Source organism: Streptococcus sp. HMSC078H03 (assembly GCF_001808655.1).
Taxonomy (GTDB): domain Bacteria; phylum Bacillota; class Bacilli; order Lactobacillales; family Streptococcaceae; genus Streptococcus; species Streptococcus salivarius_G.
In genome coordinates this window covers 178,181-198,172 of sequence record NZ_KV794113.1, presented here as the reverse complement: position 1 = coordinate 198,172, position 19,992 = coordinate 178,181, and the positions used below count along the sequence as shown (strand labels likewise).

23 protein-coding genes are annotated in these 19,992 nt (G+C 40.7%); 13 read left to right on the top strand and 10 right to left on the bottom strand.

Annotation, left to right across the window (positions count from 1 at the left end):
• Positions 1-26 precede the first annotated feature (26 nt).
• The 3 genes from HMPREF2607_RS06810 to HMPREF2607_RS10635 are packed head-to-tail and all read right to left on the bottom strand — an operon-like array spanning position 27 to position 1,881.
• The gene (locus HMPREF2607_RS06810; RefSeq protein WP_003093491.1) at positions 27-842 is read right to left on the bottom strand and encodes a TIGR03943 family putative permease subunit; all 816 of its coding nucleotides are present in this window, start codon (positions 840-842) and stop codon (positions 27-29) included.
• Complete coding sequence (locus tag HMPREF2607_RS06805; RefSeq protein ID WP_070476427.1) at positions 842-1,744, bottom strand: permease; 903 nt, start codon at positions 1,742-1,744, stop codon at positions 842-844. The genes HMPREF2607_RS06810 and HMPREF2607_RS06805 overlap by 1 nt, the downstream gene beginning before the upstream one ends.
• A gap of 5 nt (positions 1,745-1,749) precedes the next feature.
• On the bottom strand, positions 1,750-1,881 hold the full coding sequence (locus tag HMPREF2607_RS10635; protein ID WP_002885949.1) for an SPJ_0845 family protein: 132 nt from the start codon (positions 1,879-1,881) through the stop codon (positions 1,750-1,752).
• Between the two features lie 226 nt (positions 1,882-2,107).
• Between HMPREF2607_RS10635 and HMPREF2607_RS06800 the strand changes: the two genes are divergently transcribed.
• The 7 genes from HMPREF2607_RS06800 to HMPREF2607_RS06770 all read left to right on the top strand — a co-directional run bounded on the left by HMPREF2607_RS06800 (position 2,108) and on the right by HMPREF2607_RS06770 (position 7,815).
• Positions 2,108-4,240, top strand: a complete 2,133-nt coding sequence (locus tag HMPREF2607_RS06800) for a Tex family protein (protein ID WP_064520515.1) — start codon at positions 2,108-2,110, stop codon at positions 4,238-4,240.
• Positions 4,227-4,667: a SprT family protein gene (locus HMPREF2607_RS06795; protein ID WP_048674383.1), complete on the top strand. Its 441-nt coding sequence runs from the start codon at positions 4,227-4,229 to the stop codon at positions 4,665-4,667. Before HMPREF2607_RS06800 ends, HMPREF2607_RS06795 begins: the two co-directional genes overlap by 14 nt.
• Before the next feature lie 65 nt (positions 4,668-4,732).
• Entirely contained in the window at positions 4,733-4,996 is a 264-nt protein-coding gene (locus tag HMPREF2607_RS06790; RefSeq protein WP_002885986.1) for a PspC domain-containing protein, read from the top strand.
• 122 nt (positions 4,997-5,118) lie between these two features.
• Positions 5,119-6,048, top strand: coding sequence for an HPr(Ser) kinase/phosphatase (hprK, locus tag HMPREF2607_RS06785; RefSeq protein WP_037603912.1), 930 nt, complete (start codon positions 5,119-5,121; stop codon positions 6,046-6,048).
• Positions 6,048-6,839, top strand: a complete 792-nt coding sequence (gene lgt, locus HMPREF2607_RS06780; RefSeq protein WP_070476425.1) for a prolipoprotein diacylglyceryl transferase — start codon at positions 6,048-6,050, stop codon at positions 6,837-6,839. The genes hprK and lgt overlap by 1 nt, the downstream gene beginning before the upstream one ends.
• Before the next feature lie 124 nt (positions 6,840-6,963).
• Positions 6,964-7,362, top strand: coding sequence for a DUF948 domain-containing protein (locus HMPREF2607_RS06775; RefSeq protein WP_002885965.1), 399 nt, complete (start codon positions 6,964-6,966; stop codon positions 7,360-7,362).
• Between the two features lie 12 nt (positions 7,363-7,374).
• Positions 7,375-7,815, top strand: coding sequence for a YtxH domain-containing protein (locus tag HMPREF2607_RS06770; RefSeq protein ID WP_002885903.1), 441 nt, complete (start codon positions 7,375-7,377; stop codon positions 7,813-7,815).
• A 53-nt stretch (positions 7,816-7,868) separates the two neighbouring features.
• On the opposite strand, the gene HMPREF2607_RS06765 is transcribed toward HMPREF2607_RS06770, so the two are convergent.
• The gene (locus tag HMPREF2607_RS06765; RefSeq protein WP_060971548.1) at positions 7,869-8,165 is read right to left on the bottom strand and encodes a DUF3270 domain-containing protein; all 297 of its coding nucleotides are present in this window, start codon (positions 8,163-8,165) and stop codon (positions 7,869-7,871) included.
• A 238-nt stretch (positions 8,166-8,403) separates the two neighbouring features.
• Here HMPREF2607_RS06765 and HMPREF2607_RS06760 point away from each other — a divergent pair, with 238 nt between their 5' ends.
• The 3 genes from HMPREF2607_RS06760 to HMPREF2607_RS10200 all read left to right on the top strand — a co-directional run bounded on the left by HMPREF2607_RS06760 (position 8,404) and on the right by HMPREF2607_RS10200 (position 11,032).
• A complete protein-coding gene (locus HMPREF2607_RS06760) occupies positions 8,404-9,333 on the top strand; it encodes a peptidase U32 family protein (protein WP_002890572.1) in 930 nt (309 codons plus the stop codon).
• 95 nt (positions 9,334-9,428) lie between these two features.
• On the top strand, positions 9,429-10,715 hold the full coding sequence (locus tag HMPREF2607_RS06755) for a peptidase U32 family protein (protein ID WP_002885971.1): 1,287 nt from the start codon (positions 9,429-9,431) through the stop codon (positions 10,713-10,715).
• The gene (locus HMPREF2607_RS10200) at positions 10,715-11,032 is read left to right on the top strand and encodes a CHY zinc finger protein (RefSeq protein ID WP_014634209.1); all 318 of its coding nucleotides are present in this window, start codon (positions 10,715-10,717) and stop codon (positions 11,030-11,032) included. Before HMPREF2607_RS06755 ends, HMPREF2607_RS10200 begins: the two co-directional genes overlap by 1 nt.
• Positions 11,033-11,077: 45 nt before the next feature.
• Here the strand turns inward: HMPREF2607_RS10200 and HMPREF2607_RS06750 are convergent, their stop codons facing one another.
• Both HMPREF2607_RS06750 and HMPREF2607_RS06745 read right to left on the bottom strand, forming a co-directional pair.
• Positions 11,078-11,617 (bottom strand): biotin transporter BioY, encoded by a 540-nt coding sequence (locus HMPREF2607_RS06750; RefSeq protein WP_014634210.1) that lies wholly within the window; start codon positions 11,615-11,617, stop codon positions 11,078-11,080.
• A gap of 95 nt (positions 11,618-11,712) precedes the next feature.
• On the bottom strand, positions 11,713-11,997 hold the full coding sequence (locus HMPREF2607_RS06745) for a hypothetical protein (RefSeq protein ID WP_037603900.1): 285 nt from the start codon (positions 11,995-11,997) through the stop codon (positions 11,713-11,715).
• Positions 11,998-12,121: 124 nt separating this feature from the next.
• On the opposite strand from HMPREF2607_RS06745, the gene HMPREF2607_RS06740 reads away from it, so the two are divergent.
• Entirely contained in the window at positions 12,122-12,334 is a 213-nt protein-coding gene (locus HMPREF2607_RS06740) for a YdbC family protein (protein ID WP_002886106.1), read from the top strand.
• A 36-nt stretch (positions 12,335-12,370) separates the two neighbouring features.
• On the opposite strand, the gene HMPREF2607_RS06735 is transcribed toward HMPREF2607_RS06740, so the two are convergent.
• A complete protein-coding gene (locus HMPREF2607_RS06735; RefSeq protein ID WP_037603898.1) occupies positions 12,371-13,705 on the bottom strand; it encodes an Nramp family divalent metal transporter in 1,335 nt (444 codons plus the stop codon).
• A gap of 196 nt (positions 13,706-13,901) precedes the next feature.
• On the opposite strand from HMPREF2607_RS06735, the gene HMPREF2607_RS06730 reads away from it, so the two are divergent.
• Positions 13,902-14,210 (top strand): hypothetical protein, encoded by a 309-nt coding sequence (locus HMPREF2607_RS06730; protein WP_049545283.1) that lies wholly within the window; start codon positions 13,902-13,904, stop codon positions 14,208-14,210.
• Positions 14,211-14,312: 102 nt separating this feature from the next.
• On the top strand, positions 14,313-14,702 hold the full coding sequence (locus tag HMPREF2607_RS06725) for a (deoxy)nucleoside triphosphate pyrophosphohydrolase (protein WP_049545284.1): 390 nt from the start codon (positions 14,313-14,315) through the stop codon (positions 14,700-14,702).
• Positions 14,703-14,724: 22 nt separating this feature from the next.
• Here HMPREF2607_RS06725 and HMPREF2607_RS06720 read toward each other — a convergent pair whose 3' ends face one another.
• The 3 genes from HMPREF2607_RS06720 to lysS form a co-directional block, all read right to left on the bottom strand.
• A complete protein-coding gene (locus HMPREF2607_RS06720) occupies positions 14,725-17,610 on the bottom strand; it encodes a DEAD/DEAH box helicase (RefSeq protein WP_070476423.1) in 2,886 nt (961 codons plus the stop codon).
• A gap of 276 nt (positions 17,611-17,886) precedes the next feature.
• Complete coding sequence (locus HMPREF2607_RS06715) at positions 17,887-18,432, bottom strand: DUF7832 domain-containing protein (RefSeq protein WP_070476421.1); 546 nt, start codon at positions 18,430-18,432, stop codon at positions 17,887-17,889.
• Between the two features lie 52 nt (positions 18,433-18,484).
• The gene (gene lysS, locus HMPREF2607_RS06710) at positions 18,485-19,975 is read right to left on the bottom strand and encodes a lysine--tRNA ligase (protein WP_070476419.1); all 1,491 of its coding nucleotides are present in this window, start codon (positions 19,973-19,975) and stop codon (positions 18,485-18,487) included.
• Positions 19,976-19,992: the final 17 nt, after the last annotated feature.

The window sequence follows — 19,992 nt, the reverse complement described above, 5'->3', positions numbered from 1 at the left end:
AAGCCAGTTCAACTGAACTTGGCTTTTTAAAATACGCGATAAACATAAGGGTTGTCAGGCTGTCCGACCTCTTTGACCTCAGTCAAATTAAGGATAGGAAGGCTCTGTTTGAGATTTTGATAGTAATCCACAGTGATGGTACCAGTGACTTTCACCCAGGTATTGTCCTTAAAGGTTTGGTCACTTCCTGTCGTCGCCAGTCCGTAAACACCTGAATCGGCGATACAGTGGATAATTCCGAAACGGAAGATGAACTGATAACCCTTGGTTTGTGGGTCATTGTAAACAAAGCCGGTATAGGTGACCTTCTTGCCTACGAAATCGTTAGGATAGAGGTAGATGAGCTCCATGACTTCCATGTAATTTTCCGTGGTAATCTGGATGGTCTCACGTCCCTTGTACTTGGCGAGCTCTCTGGTCATTTCCTTCTCATAAGCTGAGGAGGTGAAGTAGGAGCTGGTGTCTGGCTTCAAGTACTGGATAGTCGTTCCCTCTTGGTCGGCCTGATTAGGATCGCTCCCTGCCGCCAGTGGAAAATGATAGCCCTTAGCTGACACGGTATTGGCATCCAAGGTTACTGTTGGCACCAAGAGCCCCGTGAGGACTGGAAAGGCCAAGAGAACGATGCTGGCTACCTTGGCTACTCGACCTGACAAATGTGAGTGAACCTTCATCTGCTTCATCCAAACGATGAGTTGAACCACAGCAAGGATAAAGGACAGCACCATGGAAATGTAGGCCAAGTAGGAGTAGTGGATGTTAATGTACTGGTTGAGCTTGCCAGAAACTTGCAAGTACATGACCAGCTCAAAATACCCAGATAAGATGAGAAAACGTAACATTAAATCACCCCCAATAGCAGACAGTAAATGATTGTCACCAGACTAGCAGTTCCTACAAAGAGACCGACAAAGCGTGTCTTAAACTGGTGTTTCATCATAATCAAGTTCTTGATATCAACCATAGGACCAATGATGAGAAAGGCAACCGTTGGTGCCACTCCGAAACTAGAGAGCAGCGAAGCCCCGATAAAGGCATCGGCCTCTGAACAAAGCGAGAGGATGAAGGCCAAGAGCATCATGATCAGGATAGCTGTCACTGAATTATGACCGATGGTTGTGAGGATTCGGGTTGGTAGGTAGGTCTGCATACTTGCAGCCACCAAGCTCCCGAAAATCAAGTAACGCCCAGTGTCGAAGAACTCGTCAACCGCATGAACCAGAGCTTGAAAGACTTTCTTACCAGCTGACAAACCACTATAGTCGTGCACATGACTAACCTTACGGTTGTCCTTGAGAATCTGGTCATCCACCACAAAGCCCAGTAAAATTCCCAAAATCATGGCAATCAAGAAAGCCCCGACGAAACGTAAAATTACGTAGTACCAAGAGTTCCCAAAGGCTGTGTATGTCGCAAAGAGAACAACTGGATTAATGATAGGAGCAGTTGCCATGAAAGGAATAGCCGTGTAGCTAGGCACTTTTTTCTCTAAAAAGCGCGTGATAATTGGAACAATCCCACACTCACAAGAAGGGAAAATAAAACCAATCAGGGTTCCAAAGAGAATAGCCAGGACCTTGTTTTTAGGAAGGAAGTTTTGGACCTTTTCAGGAGTCACAAAGACCTCGATAAAGCCAGACAGGATACTTCCCAGCAAAACGAAGGGTAAGGCTTCAATAATAATCGATAGAAAAACTGCCAGAAGCTGCAGAACGCTATCTGGTAGTTGATGAAAAATAGCCATAAAAATTATTTCTTCTTATCTTCTTGAAGACGTTTGTCTTTCTTAGGATCAGTTCCCGCCTTTTCAAAATCAGGGATAGCCGCAAAAGATGCCATCATGCTTTCAAGTTCATTTGTTTTTTTCTGAATAACTGCCATAAAAAGCCTCCGAGTTAATTAAGATACTAAGGGCGTTATTTCTGACAGAAAAGAGGGCATCAGACGAAGAAGCTCTGCTTCTAGGAGGATGCATCTATTTTCCGAAAGAAATAGCCCCTAACAATAGGTTTACTTTTCTATTATACTACCTCTTGCTTAAAAATTCTCGCTTCAGCTACAAGGTTTTCTGCCCAAGCAAATCTCCTCTCGTGGTATAATAGAACTTATGGAAAATCGTAATTTAGAGACTTTGGCTCAGGAATTGGGCCTAAAAAAACAACAAGTTGAAACTGTTTTGGAATTGACCGCAGAAGGCAATACCATCCCCTTTATCGCCCGTTACCGTAAGGAAAAAACAGGCAATCTGGATGAAACGCAAATCAAGGCCATCATTGATATGGACAAGTCCTTGACTGCTCTTCAAGACCGTAAGGAAACAGTTCTGGCCAAGATTGAGGCTCAGGGCAAATTGACCGACCAACTCAAGGCAGCTATTGAAGCTGCTGAAAAACTGGCAGATGTGGAAGAGCTCTACCTTCCCTATAAGGAAAAACGCCGCACTAAAGCGACGGTTGCCCGTGAAGCAGGTCTTTTCCCCTTGGCTCGTCTTATCTTGCAAAATAGTCCAAACCTCAAGTCTGAAGCTGAAAAGCTGACATCTGAAGCCTTTCCAACAGCTGATAAGGCTCTTGCTGGTGCTGTGGATATTTTGGTTGAGGCCTTTTCTGAGGACAATAGCTTACGCTCTTGGACCTACAACGAAATCTGGAACAACAGTGACATCACTTCAACCCTCAAGGATCAATCTTTGGATGAAAAAGAAACTTTCAAAATCTACTATGATTTTGAGGACAAGGTGTCTAAACTACAAGGTTACCGTACCTTAGCCCTTAACCGTGGGGAGAAACTAGGCGTTATTAAGGTGGCCTTTAAGCACAATCTTGAGAAAATGCACCGTTTTTACAGTGCTCGTTTCAAACAAAAAAATGATTATATCGAAGAAGTTATCAACCAATCTCTCAAGAAGAAAATCATTCCAGCCATGGAGCGTCGTATCCGTAGCGAGTTGACTGAAGCAGCAGAAGATGGTGCGATTCAACTTTTCTCTCAAAATCTTCGCAGCCTTCTTCTAGTATCGCCACTTAAAGGTAAGATGGTTCTTGGTTTTGATCCTGCCTTTCGTACAGGGGCTAAGTTGGCCGTGGTTGACCAAACAGGGAAACTCATTACAACGCAAGTTATCTATCCAGTGGCTCCAGCTAGTCAGGCTAAAATCGCACAGGCTAAGAAAGACTTGGCTGACCTCATTAAAAAGCATGCCATTGAGATTATCGCTATTGGTAATGGAACAGCCAGTCGTGAAAGTGAAGCTTTTGTGGCAGAAGTTCTCAAGGATTTTCCAGAGACTTCATATGTCATTGTCAATGAAAGTGGTGCCTCTGTTTACTCTGCTTCAGAGTTGGCCCGTCATGAGTTCCCAGACTTAACGGTCGAAAAACGCTCTGCTATTTCCATTGCCCGTCGTCTCCAAGACCCATTGGCTGAGTTGGTTAAGATTGACCCTAAATCAATCGGAGTAGGCCAATACCAGCATGATGTTAGCCAGAAGAAACTCTCTGAAAATCTTGACTTCGTCGTCGATACCGTGGTTAACCAGGTTGGTGTTAATGTCAATACGGCAAGTAGTACCCTCTTGTCACACGTGTCAGGACTCAACAAGACCATCTCTGAAAATATCGTCGCCTACCGTGAGGAGAATGGTGAGATTGCATCGCGTGCTGAAATCAAAAAGGTCCCACGTCTTGGTGCCAAGGCCTTCGAACAAGCTGCAGGTTTCCTTCGTATTCCAAATGCCAAGAATATCTTGGATAATACAGGGGTCCACCCAGAGTCTTACCCAGCGGTAAAAGCCCTCTTCAAGAAGTTGGCTATCACAGACTTGGACGACTCTGCCAAGGCAAAATTGAAGGCCCTTAATCTTAAAGAAACAGCAGAAGAGCTGGGACTTGGACAGGAAACCCTCAAAGATATCATTGCTGACCTTTTGAAACCAGGCCGTGACCTCCGTGATGATTTTGAAGCACCTGTGCTTCGCCAGGATGTTCTTGAACTCAAAGATTTGTCAGTAGGACAAAAACTTGAAGGAACGGTCCGTAACGTTGTGGACTTTGGTGCCTTTGTGGATATCGGTGTCCATGAGGATGGTCTTATCCACATCTCAGAGATGAGTAAGAGCTTCGTTAACCACCCAAGTCAGGTTGTCTCTGTTGGGGACTTGGTTACCGTGTGGGTATCAAAAGTTGACTTAGAGCATGAAAAACTTAATCTCTCCTTGGTGAATCCGCGTGAATCTAACTGATTATGTTAAGACTGTTTCTATAGAAGATTTTGGTTGGGAATTTAAGCATCAAGCCTTGTGGAACAAGCGTCTCCGAACCACTGGAGGTCGGTTCTTTCCCAAGGATGGTCATTTAGATTTTAACCCAAAACTCTATGAGGAACATGGTCTTGAAACCTTTCGAAAAATCGTCCGCCACGAACTCTGTCATTATCACCTCTATTTTCAGGGCAAGGGCTACAAGCATGCGGATAGAGATTTCAAGGACTTACTAGCTAAGGTCGATGGCCTTAGATACGCTCCAAAGATGCAAGGTCAAGAGGAGAACTACTACCTCTATCAATGCCAATCCTGTGGTCGTATTTACCGTCGCAAACGCCGTGTCAATACACGGAAATTTGGCTGCGGTTTGTGTCGAGGAAAGCTCATTTTTCTAAATCAGTCCTAGGGCTGATTTTTTTAGTTTAAAAAAATCATATAATTAAATCAAAGAAATGATGGGAGAAGAAGACCATGTCAAATCGTTTTTATAAGACACGAAAAAATAGACTCGTCGCCGGTGTTGTTGCAGGTTTGGCAGATAAGTTTGGCTGGGACCTAGCTCTAGCTCGTATCTTGGCTATTATTCTCATGGTTTCAACGCAGTTTGGAATTTTTCTATACTTGGTTTTAGCCTTTCTCCTTCCTTACAAAGAAGATATTTATCCCGAAATCAAACTCAAGGATGGACGCAAACGTAAAAACGCTGAACCTGTCGAAGACGAGTGGAACTGGTAAGTAACTGTTAATATGACCTGTGATTGGCCCTGGTGCTTGTCACAGGTCTTTTTTGTTTTGAGAACCGCATTGAAAACCTTTTTATGATACAATAAAACTAGTAAATAATCGGAGGAAATAACATGACAGTAACCGTTAAAATGTTGGTTGACAGGCTTAAACTCAAGGTTGTCTATGGGAATAAGGAGCTTTTGGCAAAACCGATAACAACTGCTGATATCTCTCGTCCTGGTTTAGAAATGACAGGTTATTTTGACTATTATTCACCGGAACGACTGCAGTTGGTTGGGATGAAGGAGTGGTCCTACCTTAAAACCATGACTGAAAATAACCGTTATTCTGTTTTTACTAATATGTTTAAAGAAGAAACTCCAGCTGTTATCGTGGCGCGTGGTCTTAATATTCCGGAAGAGATGCTTCGAGCTGCTAAGGAAAATGGCGTAGCAGTTCTTCAAGGACGAAACGGCACATCGTCACTTTCAGGGGACATGTCTTGGTATCTTAACTCACAATTAGCTGAACGAACTAGTGTCCATGGTGTTTTGGTAGATATCTACGGGATGGGTGTTCTTATCCAAGGAGACTCTGGAATCGGTAAGAGTGAGACAGCGCTCGAGTTGGTGAAACGTGGGCACCGTCTAGTCGCTGATGACCGTGTGGATATCTATGCTAAAGATGAGGAAACTCTCTGGGGAGAACCTGCAGAAATTCTTCGCCATCTTCTTGAAATCCGTGGGGTTGGTATCATTGACGTTATGAGTCTTTATGGAGCCAGTGCTGTCCGTAATTCATCTCAAGTTCAGTTGGCCATCTATCTAGAAAATTTTGAAGACGGTAAGGTCTTTGATCGTCTTGGAAATGGGAACGAAGAAGTTGAATTGCAAGGCGTTAAGATTCCACGTGTCCGCATTCCTGTTAAGACAGGCCGTAACGTATCAGTCGTTATCGAAGCTGCAGCAATGAACTACCGTGCTAAGCAAATGGGATTTGATGCAACCAAAACCTTTGAGGAACGTTTGACTAACCTCATTAGTAAGAATGGTGAAGACTAATGTTAGCTACTATTGACCCTATTGCTCTAAGACTTGGCCCCATTAGTATTCATTGGTATGCCATCTGTATCGTATCTGGTCTCTTACTTGCCGTTTACCTGGCTCAGCGTTGGGCTCCCGAAAAGGGAATCGACCCTGAAAACATCCTAGATTTTATTCTTCTTGCCTTTCCTATAGCCATTGTTGGTGCTAGGCTCTATTATGTGATTTTCCAGTGGGCTTACTACAGTCAAAATCCTTCAGAAATTTTTGCGATTTGGAATGGTGGGATTGCCATCTATGGTGGCTTGATTGCTGGAGCAGCTGTCCTCTATTGGTTTGCTAAACGTCATGCCATTGCTGTCTTGGATTTTCTAGATATCGCGGCACCTGGCGTTATGATTGCTCAGAGTATCGGTCGCTGGGGAAACTTTATTAACCAGGAGGCCTACGGAAAAGCAGTTAGTCATCTGAATTATGTCCCAGAATTTATTCGCCAACAGATGTATATTGATGGTAGTTATCGTGTACCGACCTTTCTTTACGAAAGTCTCTGGAACTTGGTCGGATTTATCATTATCCTAGGACTAAGACGCTTTAATAAGAAACTGCGTCAAGGAGATGTGACCTCATTTTACCTTATCTGGTATGGTCTAGGACGTTTTGTCATTGAAGGCATGCGTACGGATAGCCTCATGTTTGCTGGCTTGCGTGTTTCTCAATGGGTCAGCATCGCCATTATCATCTTAGGTGCTACCTTGCTCTATTTGCGAAAGCAACGCCCAGAGGCAGATTATAAAATGAAAAACTAGTCATACCGCTCAGACTTTGTTATAATATAATGAAAATTATCATAACAAAGGTTACTGGAAACTGAAGAATCTATTTCAGTTTTCTTGTAGTGACCTTTTAAAAAGGTCAAAGGAGTCCTAAACTATGGCAGAAATTGCATTTCTTATTATCGCAATCGCACTTGCTGCGTTCCTCATTGCATTAATCCCTACCCTACTTCGTACCCGTCATGTGGTTAAAGAAGTTGAAGAAACAGTTGCTGTGCTTCGTACAGATATTAATGTAACCCTTCATCAAACAAATGAAATCTTGGCTAAGGCAAACGTCTTGGTTGAAGATGTTAATGAAAAAGTTCAAACCATCGATCCTCTCTTCGTAGCAGTAGCTGAGCTTTCAGAAAGTGTTTCTGACTTGAATACTGAAGCTCGTTACCTCGGTGCTAAAGCAAGTGCAGCAGGAGCAAGTGTCGGTAAGGCAGGTTCAGCCTTTGCTATCGGTAAGGTTGCTTCAAAACTATTTGGTAAAAAAGACAAGAAAAAATAAGGAGGTCTTTTCATGAGTAAATTTTTAAACACCCTAATCATTGGTGCAGCTTCTGGAGCTGCAGCAGCTTACTTCTTTACAACTGAAAAAGGTAAAGCTGTTAAAGCACGTATTGATGAAGAAATCGCTTCATTCAAAGAAGATCCAAAAGCTTATCAAAATCAAGTGGTGGAAAAAGCTAGCGACTACAAAGATTTGGCAGTCGATACTTTCCAAGACTATAAAACAAAATTTGAAAATGGCGACATCACTGCAGATGATTTGACAAAAGCCGTTCAAGAAAAAACAGCTCAGGTTGCTGACTTCGCAAAAGAGAGCTTTGAGCTCATCAAAGAAAAAACAGCTCAAGTAACTCCTGAGCAAGCAGATGTTGAAGCAGAAACAAAAGCTATCGTTGATGACATCGTGATTGATATCAAAGACATCTCTGAAGAAGCAGCAGAAGCAAAATAAAAAAGAAAGCCCTTGAGGCTTTTTTTAGTACGAAAAAAACGTTGACTCGAAAGTCAGCGTTTTTGTGCTTTATAATATTCGATTAGGACATAAATGCCTATCTGACCAATGACGCTGATGGTAATTGCCCAGAAGAAGGCCCAGAAGGTAGCCACCTGTGCTACCAAGAAAAGGAAGGCAACTAGGACTGTTGAAACACAGAAGCTTGAGATACGTCCAAAGAAAATCATATCTTGTAGCTTAATACTATTACTATTTAAACCTTGATAATCTTGGTAATTCGTCGTTTGAAGACGCTCAGTCTCGAAATCTTCGATGTGATCAAATTGACGGTGTAAGTTGTCAGCCATGTCTGCCTCCTTTCTATATAAAATATCTAAATCACTTTTTCGTGTAGGTTAAAATACTTAGTCAGTATTTCACTATTTAGAATCTCATTAATAATACCATAAAAAATTTATATTGCAAAGTTTTTTTTGATTTTTGTGAAAATTATAGTATTTAAAAACTAATTTAAAATATTGAGATACATAGTTTTGAACCTAAAAATTCTAAAAAAATCAAATCATTTGTGCTATAATGTGAGTTATGGAAAAAATTGTAATTACAGCGACTGCTGAGAGCTATGAGCAAGCACGTGAGCTCCTAGAACTTGGCGTAGATCGTATTTATATCGGCGAAAAAGCCTTTGGCCTTCGTTTGCCTAAGCCTTTTTCATTCGCAGAAATGCGAAAGATTGCAGAGCTGGTACATGAGTCAGGCAAGGAATTGACTGTTGCCGTTAACGCCCTCATGCACCAAGGTATGATGGATGCTCTTCCAGACTACCTTGATTTTCTTGAAGAAATCAAGGCAGATTATATCACGGTTGGTGATGCAGGAGTTTTCTACATCTGTAACCGTGACAAACGTCCCTTCAAAATGATTTATGATGCTTCAACCATGGTAACCTCTAGCCGTCAGATTAATTTCTGGGGCAAACAAGCTGGAGCTTCTGAAGCTGTTTTGGCTCGTGAGATTCCGTCTGCGGAACTTTTCGTCATGGCTGAAAATCTTCAAATTCCAGCTGAAGTTTTGGTTTATGGTGCAAGTATCATTCACCACTCAAAACGTCCGCTTCTTCAAAATTACTACAACTTTATCAAAACGGATGAAGCTGTTACCAAAGAACGTGACCTCTTCCTTTCTGAGCCAGGAGATCCAGATTCTCACTACTCAGTTTATGAAGATATGCACGGGACACATATCTTTGCCAACAATGACTTGGATATGATGACTAAACTTTCAGAACTCGTTGAACATGGTTTTGACCACTGGAAGTTGGACGGCGTTTATTGCCCAGGTGAAAACTTTGTAAAAATCACTGAGTATTTTGTGAAGGCTCGTGACCTCATCGAGGCTGGCGAATTTTCACAAGACCAAGCCTTCCTTTTTGATGAGGCTATTCATAAATTACACCCAGCCAACCGTGGTTTGGACACAGGTTTCTACGACTATGAACCTGACCGTGTAAAATAAAAACCCTTCCTCCTTCGTTTGAGAGTTTTCCATTTTCAGGGAACGAAGGAGCCTTCTAAAAACTAAAATCGACAATCTTGCAAATTGGAGAAATTATGACTACAACTAAAAAACGCCCAGAGGTTCTGGTACCTGCTGGGACTTTGGAAAAATTGAAAGTCGCTGTAAATTACGGCGCAGATGCTGTTTTCGTTGGTGGACAAGCCTATGGTTTGCGTAGCCGTGCCGGAAACTTTACCATGGATGAGCTTCGAGAAGGTATCGAATATGCTCACGCTCGTGGCGTTGATGTGCACGTTGCATCAAACATGGTTACCCATGAAGGAAATGAAAAAGGTGCTGGTGAGTGGTTCCGTGAATTGCGTGATATGGGACTCGATGCTGTTATCGTATCTGACCCAGCCTTGATTGAAATCTGTTCAACCTACGCACCAGGACTTAACATCCACTTATCTACACAAGCATCTGCGACAAACGTTGAAACCTTCCATTTTTGGAAAGAGTATGGTTTGACCCGTGTCGTTTTGGCACGTGAGGTTACCATGGAAGAGTTGGCTGAAATCCGTAAGCGTACGGATCTTGAAATTGAGGCTTTTGTCCATGGCGCTATGTGTATCTCATACTCAGGTCGCTGTACCCTTTCTAACCACATGTCAGACCGTGATGCCAACCGTGGTGGTTGTTCACAGTCTTGTCGTTGGAAATATGACCTTTACGACATGCCATTCGGCCAAGAACGTAAGAGTATCAAAGGTGAAGTTCCTGAAGAATACTCTATGTCAGCCGTTGACATGTGTATGATTGAAAATATCCCAGACCTTATCGACAATGGTGTTGACAGCCTTAAAATCGAAGGTCGTATGAAATCTGTCCACTACGTATCAACAGTTGCCAACTGTTACAAGGCTGCTTGTGACGCTTACATGGAAAGTGCAGAAGCCTTTTATGCCATCAAAGATGATTTGATTAACGAACTCTGGAAAGTTGCCCAGCGTGAATTGGCAACAGGTTTCTACTACAAGACACCAACAGAAAACGAACAACTCTTTGGAGCTCGTCGTAAGATTCCACAATACAAATTCGTTGGTGAAGTCGTAGACTTTGATCCAGCAACTATGACAGCTACTATCCGTCAACGTAACGTTATCCTCGAAGGTGACCACGTTGAATTCTACGGACCAGGCTTCCGTCATTTCGAGTGTGATATCAAAGACCTTCACGATGCCAATGGTAACAAGATTGACCGTGCACCAAACCCAATGGAACTTCTTACAATTACCGTGCCACAAGAAGTTAAACCTGGTGACATGATTCGTTCAACTAAAGAAGGTTTGATTAACCTCTACCAAAAAGACGGTTCAAGCAAAACTGTTCGTGCCTAATGACAAGTCAAATCAATGGGCTCCTGGTAGATGATCAGAGTAGGTGTCAACACTACCATTCTCCACTAGATATAGTTGCCCTAAAATGCTTCGAGTGCCAGAAGTATTATGCCTGTTATCAGTGTCATGATTGCTTAGAGAAACATAGCTTTCGAGCTTATCCTTGTCAATTGAAGCAGGACAAGGTCCTTATCTGTGGCGTTTGTAGGCATGAGATGACAATTGAGGAGTATCAAGATGTAGAAGCTTGTCCCAATTGTCACAGTGCCTTCAACCCAGCTTGTTCAAAGCACTATGATATTTATTTTGAAAAATAAAAAGATTGAAGATTCTGTTCACATGAACAAAGTCTTCAATCTTTTTTAGTTAAAGTAACTATGATTTTTAAGAGCTTTTAAGACTGGCTTAGTCACCAAAGCGACGATGAGACCTTTTAAGAGGTCAGGAATAATAAAGGGTGTCAAGCCAACAGCTACAGCTGCAGACCATCCCATTTTTCCGAGAAAGTGCAGGCTGAGGATACCACCAACAAAGACAAGTGCATCTCCCAAAACAAAAGCCACAAAGATTTTCCAGATAGGAGTCTCAGCATGAGTTAGTTTTGAAGTGACAAAGGCGAAAAATGGATAGGCCAACAAATAGCCAGCTGAAGGTCCAAAGAAGGATTGGAGCCCACCGCCTCCACCTGCAAAAACTGGTAGACCAATGGCGCCTAGAATCAGGTAGAGGGTAGCAGCAAGTGTCGCCTCTCTTGGCTTAAGGATAGCAGCAACAAGTCCGACAGCAAAAGTTTGCAGAGTAATGGGAACTGCACCGATAGGAATAACAATTTGAGCTAGGGCAGCAATGATGGCAGCACCAAAAGCTGGAAGAATAAGTGACAGTGTACGATTTTGTGTCATTTTTAGTTAACCTTTCGTAAATAAATAGTTAACTTATTATAGCAAGTGGTTTCAAAAAAGTCAACCTAATAATAAAACGAGGTTAACTGATAAACTTAACCTCGTTGTGATATGATTTTTAGACGTTTGATTTCATCAAGTTCAATCATGCTGATGATCTTATCCTGCTCGATAAAGATGGCTTGTCGCTCCCTGTCATAACGGTTGATGTAGCCCTTATAGGTCTTCTGATTGGATGTCAGCATGACCATTTGATTATGATCAATAGCATGATAGATATCGTTAATAAGTTGATTCTGCATTAGGTGGACAGGTTTGCTGTGACCTATTTCCACAAACTGATGAAGCTGATGCTTTACGGCTTCTAAAAAGTTTATCATGGTCATTTCCCTCGTTTCTTGATAAAATAATTATAGCATGAAAGGTGAATTTTTGTGGATAACTTCATTCTAAAACAGACAATTTTCACAGAAAAAAACGAATAAAGCTAGTGGAGGTAAGCAAATGGCAGAATTTTCATTTGAAATTGAAGAAAAACTCTTGGTCTTGTCTGAGAATGACAAGGGTTGGACTAAGGAACTCAATCGTGTGAGTTTCAATGGCGCACCAGCTAAGTATGACATCCGTACATGGAGTCCAGACCATACCAAGATGGGCAAGGGGATTACCCTCAGCAACGAAGAATTCCAAGTTCTCGTTGACGCCTTCAAAAACTAAAACAAGGTCAGCATGGCGCTGGCCTTATTTTTTTGTTTAAAACGTATCAAAGATAAGTTTGAGATTGAGAATGGTTAGGACAATAGCGATGGCATAACCAAGGAAGGTATTCCACTTGGCATTGACGTGTTTTCCCATGAGTGATTTCTTAGAAGTGTAGTAAATCAAAGGGAAGATAGAGAATGGCAAGGCAATTGAAAGGAATACTTGTGAATAAACCAAGAGTTGATCCAGGGTCTTTTCTTGATCGCCGTAGAGAATGGCTACAACGATAACAGGAAGCAGTGCAAAGAGACGTGTGAACAAACGAATAACCCACTGAGGTAACCTCATGTGGAGGAAGCCTTCCATGACAATTTGACCAGTTAGGGTACCAGTAATGGTAGAGTTTTGACCACTAGCCAAGAGTGCCAAGGCAAAGAGGGTTGAAAGTGTTGAACTAGCAACCGCACCAGCAATCTTAGAGTCCTGAAGGGCATTGTACATTTGTGAGAAAGCTGAAATATCAGAAGCGTGGCCAAAGAAGAGAGCTGCACCCAAAATCAAGAGGAGGGAGTTAACCACAAAGGCCAAAGTCAACTGAATGTTGGAGTCCCAGGTCATGAAACGGACAGCCTTTGTCACATCTTTACCATCAGAATAGTCAACCTTACGAGTCTGTGACAAGGATGAGTGCAAGTAGAGGTTATGTGGCATAACGGTTGCACCCACAATCCCAAGTGCCAAAGTCAACTGGTTGGTGTGCCCAGCAGCATGTGGCTCAAAGAGCGCTGGCGTAGGGAGATAACCCTCGAGGATTCCCGTAATACTAGGCTCAGACAAGGCTACCAGGTAGACAAAGATAACCAAGATGGTCAAAATCAAGGTTGAAACAATAGCCTCGATTTTCTTGAATCCCAGCTTCATGATGAGTAGGAGTAGGAAGACATCTAGGACTGTCACCAGAATGGCAACCATAATTGGAATACCAAAGAGCAGGTTCAGTGCGATGGCAGAACCAAGCACCTCAGCCAAATCCGTCGCCATTAAGGCAAGCTCCAGAATCACCCAAAGCGTGTATCGCAACCATTTGGGCGAGTGGTAGGCAGTCGCTTGGGCCAAGTCCATTTGGGTCACAATCCCTAATTTCCCAGCCATTTGTTGCAACTGCATAGCGATTAAAGATGAAATTAAGATGACAAAAAGCAGACTATACTTGTAGGTCGCCCCACCGACGACACTGGTAATCCAGTTCCCTGGATCCATGTAACCCACGGCCACAAGAGCCCCAGGTCCCAAGAAAGCCTTAAGATTTTGCCAAAAACGATTATTATTTGGTGTATCTATGGATTGGTTTACCTCAGAAAGGGAAACCTTCTTTGAATATGTCATAAACACCTCTTTCTAAGTCATATCTGCCTAAAAGTGTATTATTTCTAGACAGACCGACATCTTTATTATAGCACCATGAGGAAGATGTGCAAGGTTTTGACTTATCTTACATTGGTGTCATAGAGGACTTTTCAGAATTGCCTTTTTATACTAAACTATATGAGTAGATTATTTCATAAATGAGGGAGAAAAATAATTGAAAACATTTCAACTAACAGCTAAGAAAAAGATTACCCTGGCACTCCTAGTTGTCATTGCGCTTGCTTTGGTTATCTTTATCGTTAACGTGCAGATGAATCAGCCTGATAACCTACCTGCCAATTACATGGAGCGCCTTAAAAATCCTGGAATGACGGGCGATTACATTGGCCTCTGGAAGTCTCGCTGGCATGAAGAAAACAAAGCCTGGCTTTATCCTACGAAACAATACGCTATCTATGCAGTAGTAGCCCTAGCTTGTCTATCAGCTTGGGTCGCAGCCTCAAAAGCAAAATTTTGGAAATAAGAAAATGCTTCTTTCGAGATGAGAGAAGTATTTTTAAATAACAAATTAAAGTTTGCTTGTCGTGATAGCTTTTTGATAGAATACTATCTGGAGGAATGTTAGATGTCTAAAAAAATCATTAATGTTGTGGCAGCAGCCATCGAAAAGGATGGCAAAATCTTTTGTGCCCAACGACCAGAAGGAAAAAGTTTAGGAGGATACTGGGAATTTCCTGGAGGTAAGTTGGAAGAAGGAGAATCACCTGAAGAAGCATTAATTCGAGAGATTCATGAAGAATTAAATTCTCAGATTGAGATTATTTCCTTCGTTAATGAAGCTTCCTATGATTATGATTTTGGAACTGTTGTTATGAAAACCTTTCATGCTAAACTTGTTTCTGGAAATCTAGATTTGTTGGAACATCAGGATTCAGCTTGGCTAGAGCCAAGTCGCTTGAAAACTTTAGATTGGGCACCTGTAGACCGACCAGCTGTAGAATTGTTATCAAAATAAGAGCATCACAAATGTGGTGCTCTTACTTATTAGTTATGTAACGATAAAGAGTATCAGGAACAGGATTATCTAGTTTGAAGTTCATAGTAACAATACTTTCATTGCCGCTTTCAAGTGGACGTACTAATTCTTCAACGGTTGATGGCACGATCGTCAGGTCACCTAAATAGTAAAAATCGCCACCCTCAGCATCATCTTTAATAATAAATAATTTTAGATCTAATCCATTTTCAGGTGAATTGATAATTGCTTTTACATCTGGCGACTCAAGTGTACGCTTGTTCTTAGAGAACCATTTTAGAGTAGTTTCGTTTAACAACTCATCTTCGTATTTAATCGTATCACTGATTTCATCATCTTTATGATAGGTGATAAAGATTGGACAAGTGTTAGTATTCTTATCGATTTTATAGCCACCAATATTAAGAGGAGGTTCATCTTTAGACCAATTGAGTAGTTTACAGACATCACGACGTGAATATTTTTGACCAATTGTAAATATTTCAGGATAATCATTCGCTTTGTAGAGTCCTGCCTCAATAACATCATTAAAAAGCAAGGCAAAATCAGAGTTCTTGAAACAATCTAGGACCTCAGGATTGAGCTTATAAACATTTTTTTCTAGAGTGACCAGAGGTTCAGTACCGAATTTTTTTACCTCTTGAGATTTAAGAAATTGAAGACTTAATACATTTTCAACGGAGGAGATGATTGAGTCTCTAGTAGATAATTGTTCAGTTTCCAGTATCTCAATAAATTTATCTTTCGAGACTTCCCCCTTTTTGATAAGTTTCTGAAGTAGAAGCAGCTCATGTTTTCGTTTACCAGGAAGAAGTTCAAATGTGATAAAACTCAACCAGTTACTCTCAGTGTCAGTGAGTTCTATTGACTTGTTTAAAAATTTGTTAATAACATCTGCATAGTTTTTGAAGCTATTATTGTTAAAAAATACTATTGGATCAATATTATCAAAGGTTAAATGATCGATTAGCATAGGAGTTCTACCAAGTTTATTTTCAAGATCTGTATAAGCATCTTTGAGAATTTTCATGTTAGATAGAACCGTATTTGTAATCGATTTGAAGATTTGTTCTTTAGCAACTTCCTCAAAGTTTACGGTTGTTAAACCACTCAAGATATTTGGTTCACGCAGTTCACGACGGTAATTATCTTTATTCATAGATTTATCACCGAATAATGCAATTGGAATCAGATAGTTATTTTTGTAATTACCAATAAAATCAATAATAGTAACGTAATCTTTGCTTTTATGCTTACGAAGTCCACGACCAAGCTGCTGAACAAAAATGATACTTGATTGCGTGTTACGTAACATAACTACCTGGTTTACGGATGGTATATCTATCCCCTCATTAAAAATATCAACGGTCAAGATATATTCTAGCTCTCCATCTTCTAATTGCTTAACAACCTTTTCACGATAGTTGATATCGTCATCACCAGTCAATGCGATGGTACGTTTTCCATGTTGATTAAGTTTTATTGATAACTCTCTGGCTTCTGCTTTTGATGAGCAAAAAATAAGTCCACGAACTTGATTATTACAAACACCATAGAAATCAATTTTATTTAGAATATGTTTGACACGCTCATCTGATGTAAGGTTTGTGATGTTTGATTTTTCGTCAATAAGTTTCCCATTAATTTCAATGTCTTTAACACCAAAATAAACGAATGGACAGAGCATGTCATTTTCTAATGCATCTTGTAGGCGAATCTCATAGGCAATATTATAGTCAAAAATCTCGTAGATATTTTGGCCATCAGTACGTTCAGGAGTTGCTGTCATACCTAGATAAAAATTGGGTGTAAAATAGCCCATAACTTTTTTGTATGAATCAGCCCCAGCCTTATGCACTTCGTCAATGAGAATATAGTCGAAGAAGTCTTTTGAAAATGCTTTTAAGTTGTCCTCGCGTGACAATGTTTGAATAGTCGCAAAAATATATTTTTTACCAGTTAAATCGTCACCCGAGTGATAAATATGTCCTTCAGATGGATTAAAGCCCAGAACTTTTTGAAAATCTATTAAAGATTTTTTGAGAATCTGTTCACGATGGACGATGAATAACATGCGTTCAGGATTATATTGTTTAACGTCAAAGGCAGATAAAAATGTCTTACCAGTACCTGTGGCACTAATAACGAGTGCTCTATCTTTTCCCTGTTCTCGAATATTTTTGAGCCCTTCTAGTGCGGCTTCTTGCATTTTATTAGGAACAATTTTTTCAGCTGAATAGGGGAGTTTCTCTTCATCATTAATCTTTGTGAGACTAATGACCTTCTTTCTCTTTTTAGCATAGGTATCAATTATTTCGGATGTTAGTAACTCTGATTGTTCCCAAATACGGTCAAATTCTGATTTGGTATTTTGAATGAACTCCCCGTTATGAGTAGAGGTCAGTTTGATATTCCACTCATAATTAATTTTTAGAGCTGTATGTGTGAGGTTTGAACTACCTGAAATCAGTACCTGTTTACCAGTATGTTCGAAAAGATAGAATTTAGCGTGCATCTGCATCTTTTCAGGCGTTAAACGAACTTCAACATTTTTAAGTTTTAGTAGCTCACGCATTGCATCAGGGTCGTTGAAATCTAGATAAGGAGAAATCAAGATTTTTCCTGGTACTTTCTTGTCCATTAAATCTGATAACTGAGACTTAATCATGGCAATTCCATTTTTAGTGACAAAAGCGACAGAAAAATAGAAAGCAGTACACTTACTCAATTCTTCCTGTAGGTCTGTCAAGACATAGCGCTTTTCATCGCTATTGTTCACAAGAATTTGGGGAGAATAACCACCCTCTTGATATTTAATGTTATCAACAAAACCAAACTTAAGTGATTTTATCAAAGTGTCCTGAAATAAATTAATTCCCTCTGGCATTGTATAATCCCTTTCTAAGAATACAAATTACTATCATTATATCAAAAATAAGCTTCTAAATAATTTGTTCAATTAGAAGCTTGCTGACTTATCTAGGTATAGTGATTCATTACGTAAGACTAAGTTATAAAAGTACATCATTTTTGTAATCGAAGAGAGCACTTATCGAGATTTTCCGATGTGAAAAAACATCTGAAATAATGTCTTGCTACTTCAAAAGCAAAATTTTGGAAATAAGAAAATGCTTCTCTCGAGATGAGAGAAGCGTTTTTCATATTAATTGATGTGAGTTTTATATTGACTGAACATCTCGTCGATATCATCTTCAACCAAGTGATAGATTTTCCAGTCAAATTCAGTTCTAGCAACATCATCAACCAAGACTGTATAACAAAAATCCATATAATCTTTATAAAAATCAGAGATGAAGGGGAGGAGTGTGTCACTAATATCAGATGAATAGAGTTTTTCATCAAGATGTTTAAAGAGATAGTCTGTACCCGTAATCGTTTCGTTTTTGAGTTTTTGTGCATCTTCAAGGTTAAATCCATCGCTTTGGGAATTCAGAAAATCATGTTTTGCTAGCCAAGCTACGAAGACACTGAGATGAAAGGCAGCTCTTTTGCTAATCTCTAGCATATCTGATTTGCTTAGTTTTTCTGACGGGATATTATTTTCTTCACAATAGAATACAAGTGCATGATCGAAAAAATAATCTGTGCGGTCTATGGGAAAGTCTAATTGACTTTCTTCTCTCTTTGTCTCAGGCTGTTCAACTACAGTTGATTTTTTCTTAAAAAGGGACTTCAATTTTTTAAACACGTTTATACCTCATATAAAAATATCCCATTATTCAAATAATGGGATATGATTATTATTTCATCGTTGGGAACAACAAGACATCACGGATGGTTGTTGTGTCAGTGAGGAGCATGCAGAGACGGTCGATACCGATTCCGAGTCCACCTGTTGGCGGCATACCGTATTCAAGGGCTTCAACGTAGTCGTAGTCGATACCTGTTGCTTCGTCATCACCGAGTTCTTTAGCAGCAGCTTGTGCTTCGAAACGTGACAATTGATCGATTGGGTCGTTCAATTCGGTGAAGGCATTTCCGTACTCTTTAGTCATGATGAAGAGTTCGAAACGGTCAGTGAAGCGTGGGTCTTCTGGGTTTTTCTTAGCCAATGGAGACACAGCAACTGGGTGACCGTAAACGAATGTTGGTTGAATCAATGTTTCTTCAACGAATTCTTCGAAGAAGGCGTTGATGATGTGACCAACTTCAGTGTAGTGTTTTTCAACTGGAACATTCTTTTCAGCAGCGATTGCTTTGGCTTCATCCAAAGTCATGTCTTGCCAGAAGTCAACGCCAGTGATTTCCTTGATAGCGTCAACCATGTGGATGCGTTTGAATGGTTCGTTGATCTTGATTTCAGTTCCTTGATAGTTGATAGGTCCGTCACCTTTAACAGCTTTAGCAGCGTGTTGGATGATGCCTTCAGTCAAGTTCATGATATCGTGGAAGTCAGCGTAAGCTTGGTAAACTTCGATAGATGTGAACTCAGGGTTGTGAGTGGCATCCATACCTTCGTTACGGAAGATACGTCCGATTTCGTAAACGCGTTCCATACCACCAACGATGAGGCGTTTGAGGTGGAGCTCAGTCGCAATACGAAGCACCATGTCGATGTTTTGTGCATTGTGGTGAGTGATGAAAGGTTTAGCAGCAGCACCACCAGCTTCATTGTGAAGGACAGGTGTTTCTACTTCAAGGAAACCTTGAGCATCGAGGTAGCGACGGATTTCAGAAATGATTTTTGAACGTGTGACAAAGCGGTCAAAGCTTTCACGGTTAGAAATCAAATCGAGGTAACGTTTACGGTAGATTGTTTCAACGTCTGAAAGTCCGTGGAATTTCTCAGGCAATGGACGAAGGGCTTTAGACAAGTGTGTGATATGAGTAGCTTTAATAGAAAGTTCTCCCATATCTGTACGCATAACTTCACCTTCGATACCGAGGAAGTCACCAAGGTCAGCTTTCTTGAAGATTTCGTAGTTTTCTTCACCGACAGCATCTTTACGCACGTAGATTTGGATTTGACCATCGCGGTCTTGGATGTGGGCGAAGCCAACTTTACCTTTACCACGTTTAGTCATCAAACGACCTGCGATAGTAGCAGTTTCGTTGATTTCGTGCAATTCTTCTTTTGTTTTGTCAGCGTATTTTTCTTTTAATTGACCAGATGTAGCTGTGCGTTCGAATCGCTTACCAAAAGGATCGATTCCTTGTTCAGCCAAGGCCGTCATTTTTTCACGACGGACAATCTGTTGATCGTTCAATTCTTCCATGTGTTGATTTGACATGTTAGTCCTCCATAAAA

Coding starts and splice junctions, on each gene's coding strand:
- HMPREF2607_RS06810 (WP_003093491.1), bottom strand. CDS start 842: ATGTTACGTTTTCTCATCTTATCTGGGTATTTTGAGCTGGTCATGTAC.
- HMPREF2607_RS06805 (WP_070476427.1), bottom strand. CDS start 1,744: ATGGCTATTTTTCATCAACTACCAGATAGCGTTCTGCAGCTTCTGGCA.
- HMPREF2607_RS10635 (WP_002885949.1), bottom strand. CDS start 1,881: ATGGCAGTTATTCAGAAAAAAACAAATGAACTTGAAAGCATGATGGCA.
- HMPREF2607_RS06800 (WP_064520515.1), top strand. CDS start 2,108: ATGGAAAATCGTAATTTAGAGACTTTGGCTCAGGAATTGGGCCTAAAA.
- HMPREF2607_RS06790 (WP_002885986.1), top strand. CDS start 4,733: ATGTCAAATCGTTTTTATAAGACACGAAAAAATAGACTCGTCGCCGGT.
- hprK (WP_037603912.1), top strand. CDS start 5,119: ATGACAGTAACCGTTAAAATGTTGGTTGACAGGCTTAAACTCAAGGTT.
- lgt (WP_070476425.1), top strand. CDS start 6,048: ATGTTAGCTACTATTGACCCTATTGCTCTAAGACTTGGCCCCATTAGT.
- HMPREF2607_RS06775 (WP_002885965.1), top strand. CDS start 6,964: ATGGCAGAAATTGCATTTCTTATTATCGCAATCGCACTTGCTGCGTTC.
- HMPREF2607_RS06770 (WP_002885903.1), top strand. CDS start 7,375: ATGAGTAAATTTTTAAACACCCTAATCATTGGTGCAGCTTCTGGAGCT.
- HMPREF2607_RS06765 (WP_060971548.1), bottom strand. CDS start 8,165: ATGGCTGACAACTTACACCGTCAATTTGATCACATCGAAGATTTCGAG.
- HMPREF2607_RS06760 (WP_002890572.1), top strand. CDS start 8,404: ATGGAAAAAATTGTAATTACAGCGACTGCTGAGAGCTATGAGCAAGCA.
- HMPREF2607_RS06755 (WP_002885971.1), top strand. CDS start 9,429: ATGACTACAACTAAAAAACGCCCAGAGGTTCTGGTACCTGCTGGGACT.
- HMPREF2607_RS10200 (WP_014634209.1), top strand. CDS start 10,715: ATGACAAGTCAAATCAATGGGCTCCTGGTAGATGATCAGAGTAGGTGT.
- HMPREF2607_RS06750 (WP_014634210.1), bottom strand. CDS start 11,617: ATGACACAAAATCGTACACTGTCACTTATTCTTCCAGCTTTTGGTGCT.
- HMPREF2607_RS06745 (WP_037603900.1), bottom strand. CDS start 11,997: ATGATAAACTTTTTAGAAGCCGTAAAGCATCAGCTTCATCAGTTTGTG.
- HMPREF2607_RS06740 (WP_002886106.1), top strand. CDS start 12,122: ATGGCAGAATTTTCATTTGAAATTGAAGAAAAACTCTTGGTCTTGTCT.
- HMPREF2607_RS06735 (WP_037603898.1), bottom strand. CDS start 13,705: ATGACATATTCAAAGAAGGTTTCCCTTTCTGAGGTAAACCAATCCATA.
- HMPREF2607_RS06725 (WP_049545284.1), top strand. CDS start 14,313: ATGTCTAAAAAAATCATTAATGTTGTGGCAGCAGCCATCGAAAAGGAT.
- HMPREF2607_RS06720 (WP_070476423.1), bottom strand. CDS start 17,610: ATGCCAGAGGGAATTAATTTATTTCAGGACACTTTGATAAAATCACTT.
- lysS (WP_070476419.1), bottom strand. CDS start 19,975: ATGTCAAATCAACACATGGAAGAATTGAACGATCAACAGATTGTCCGT.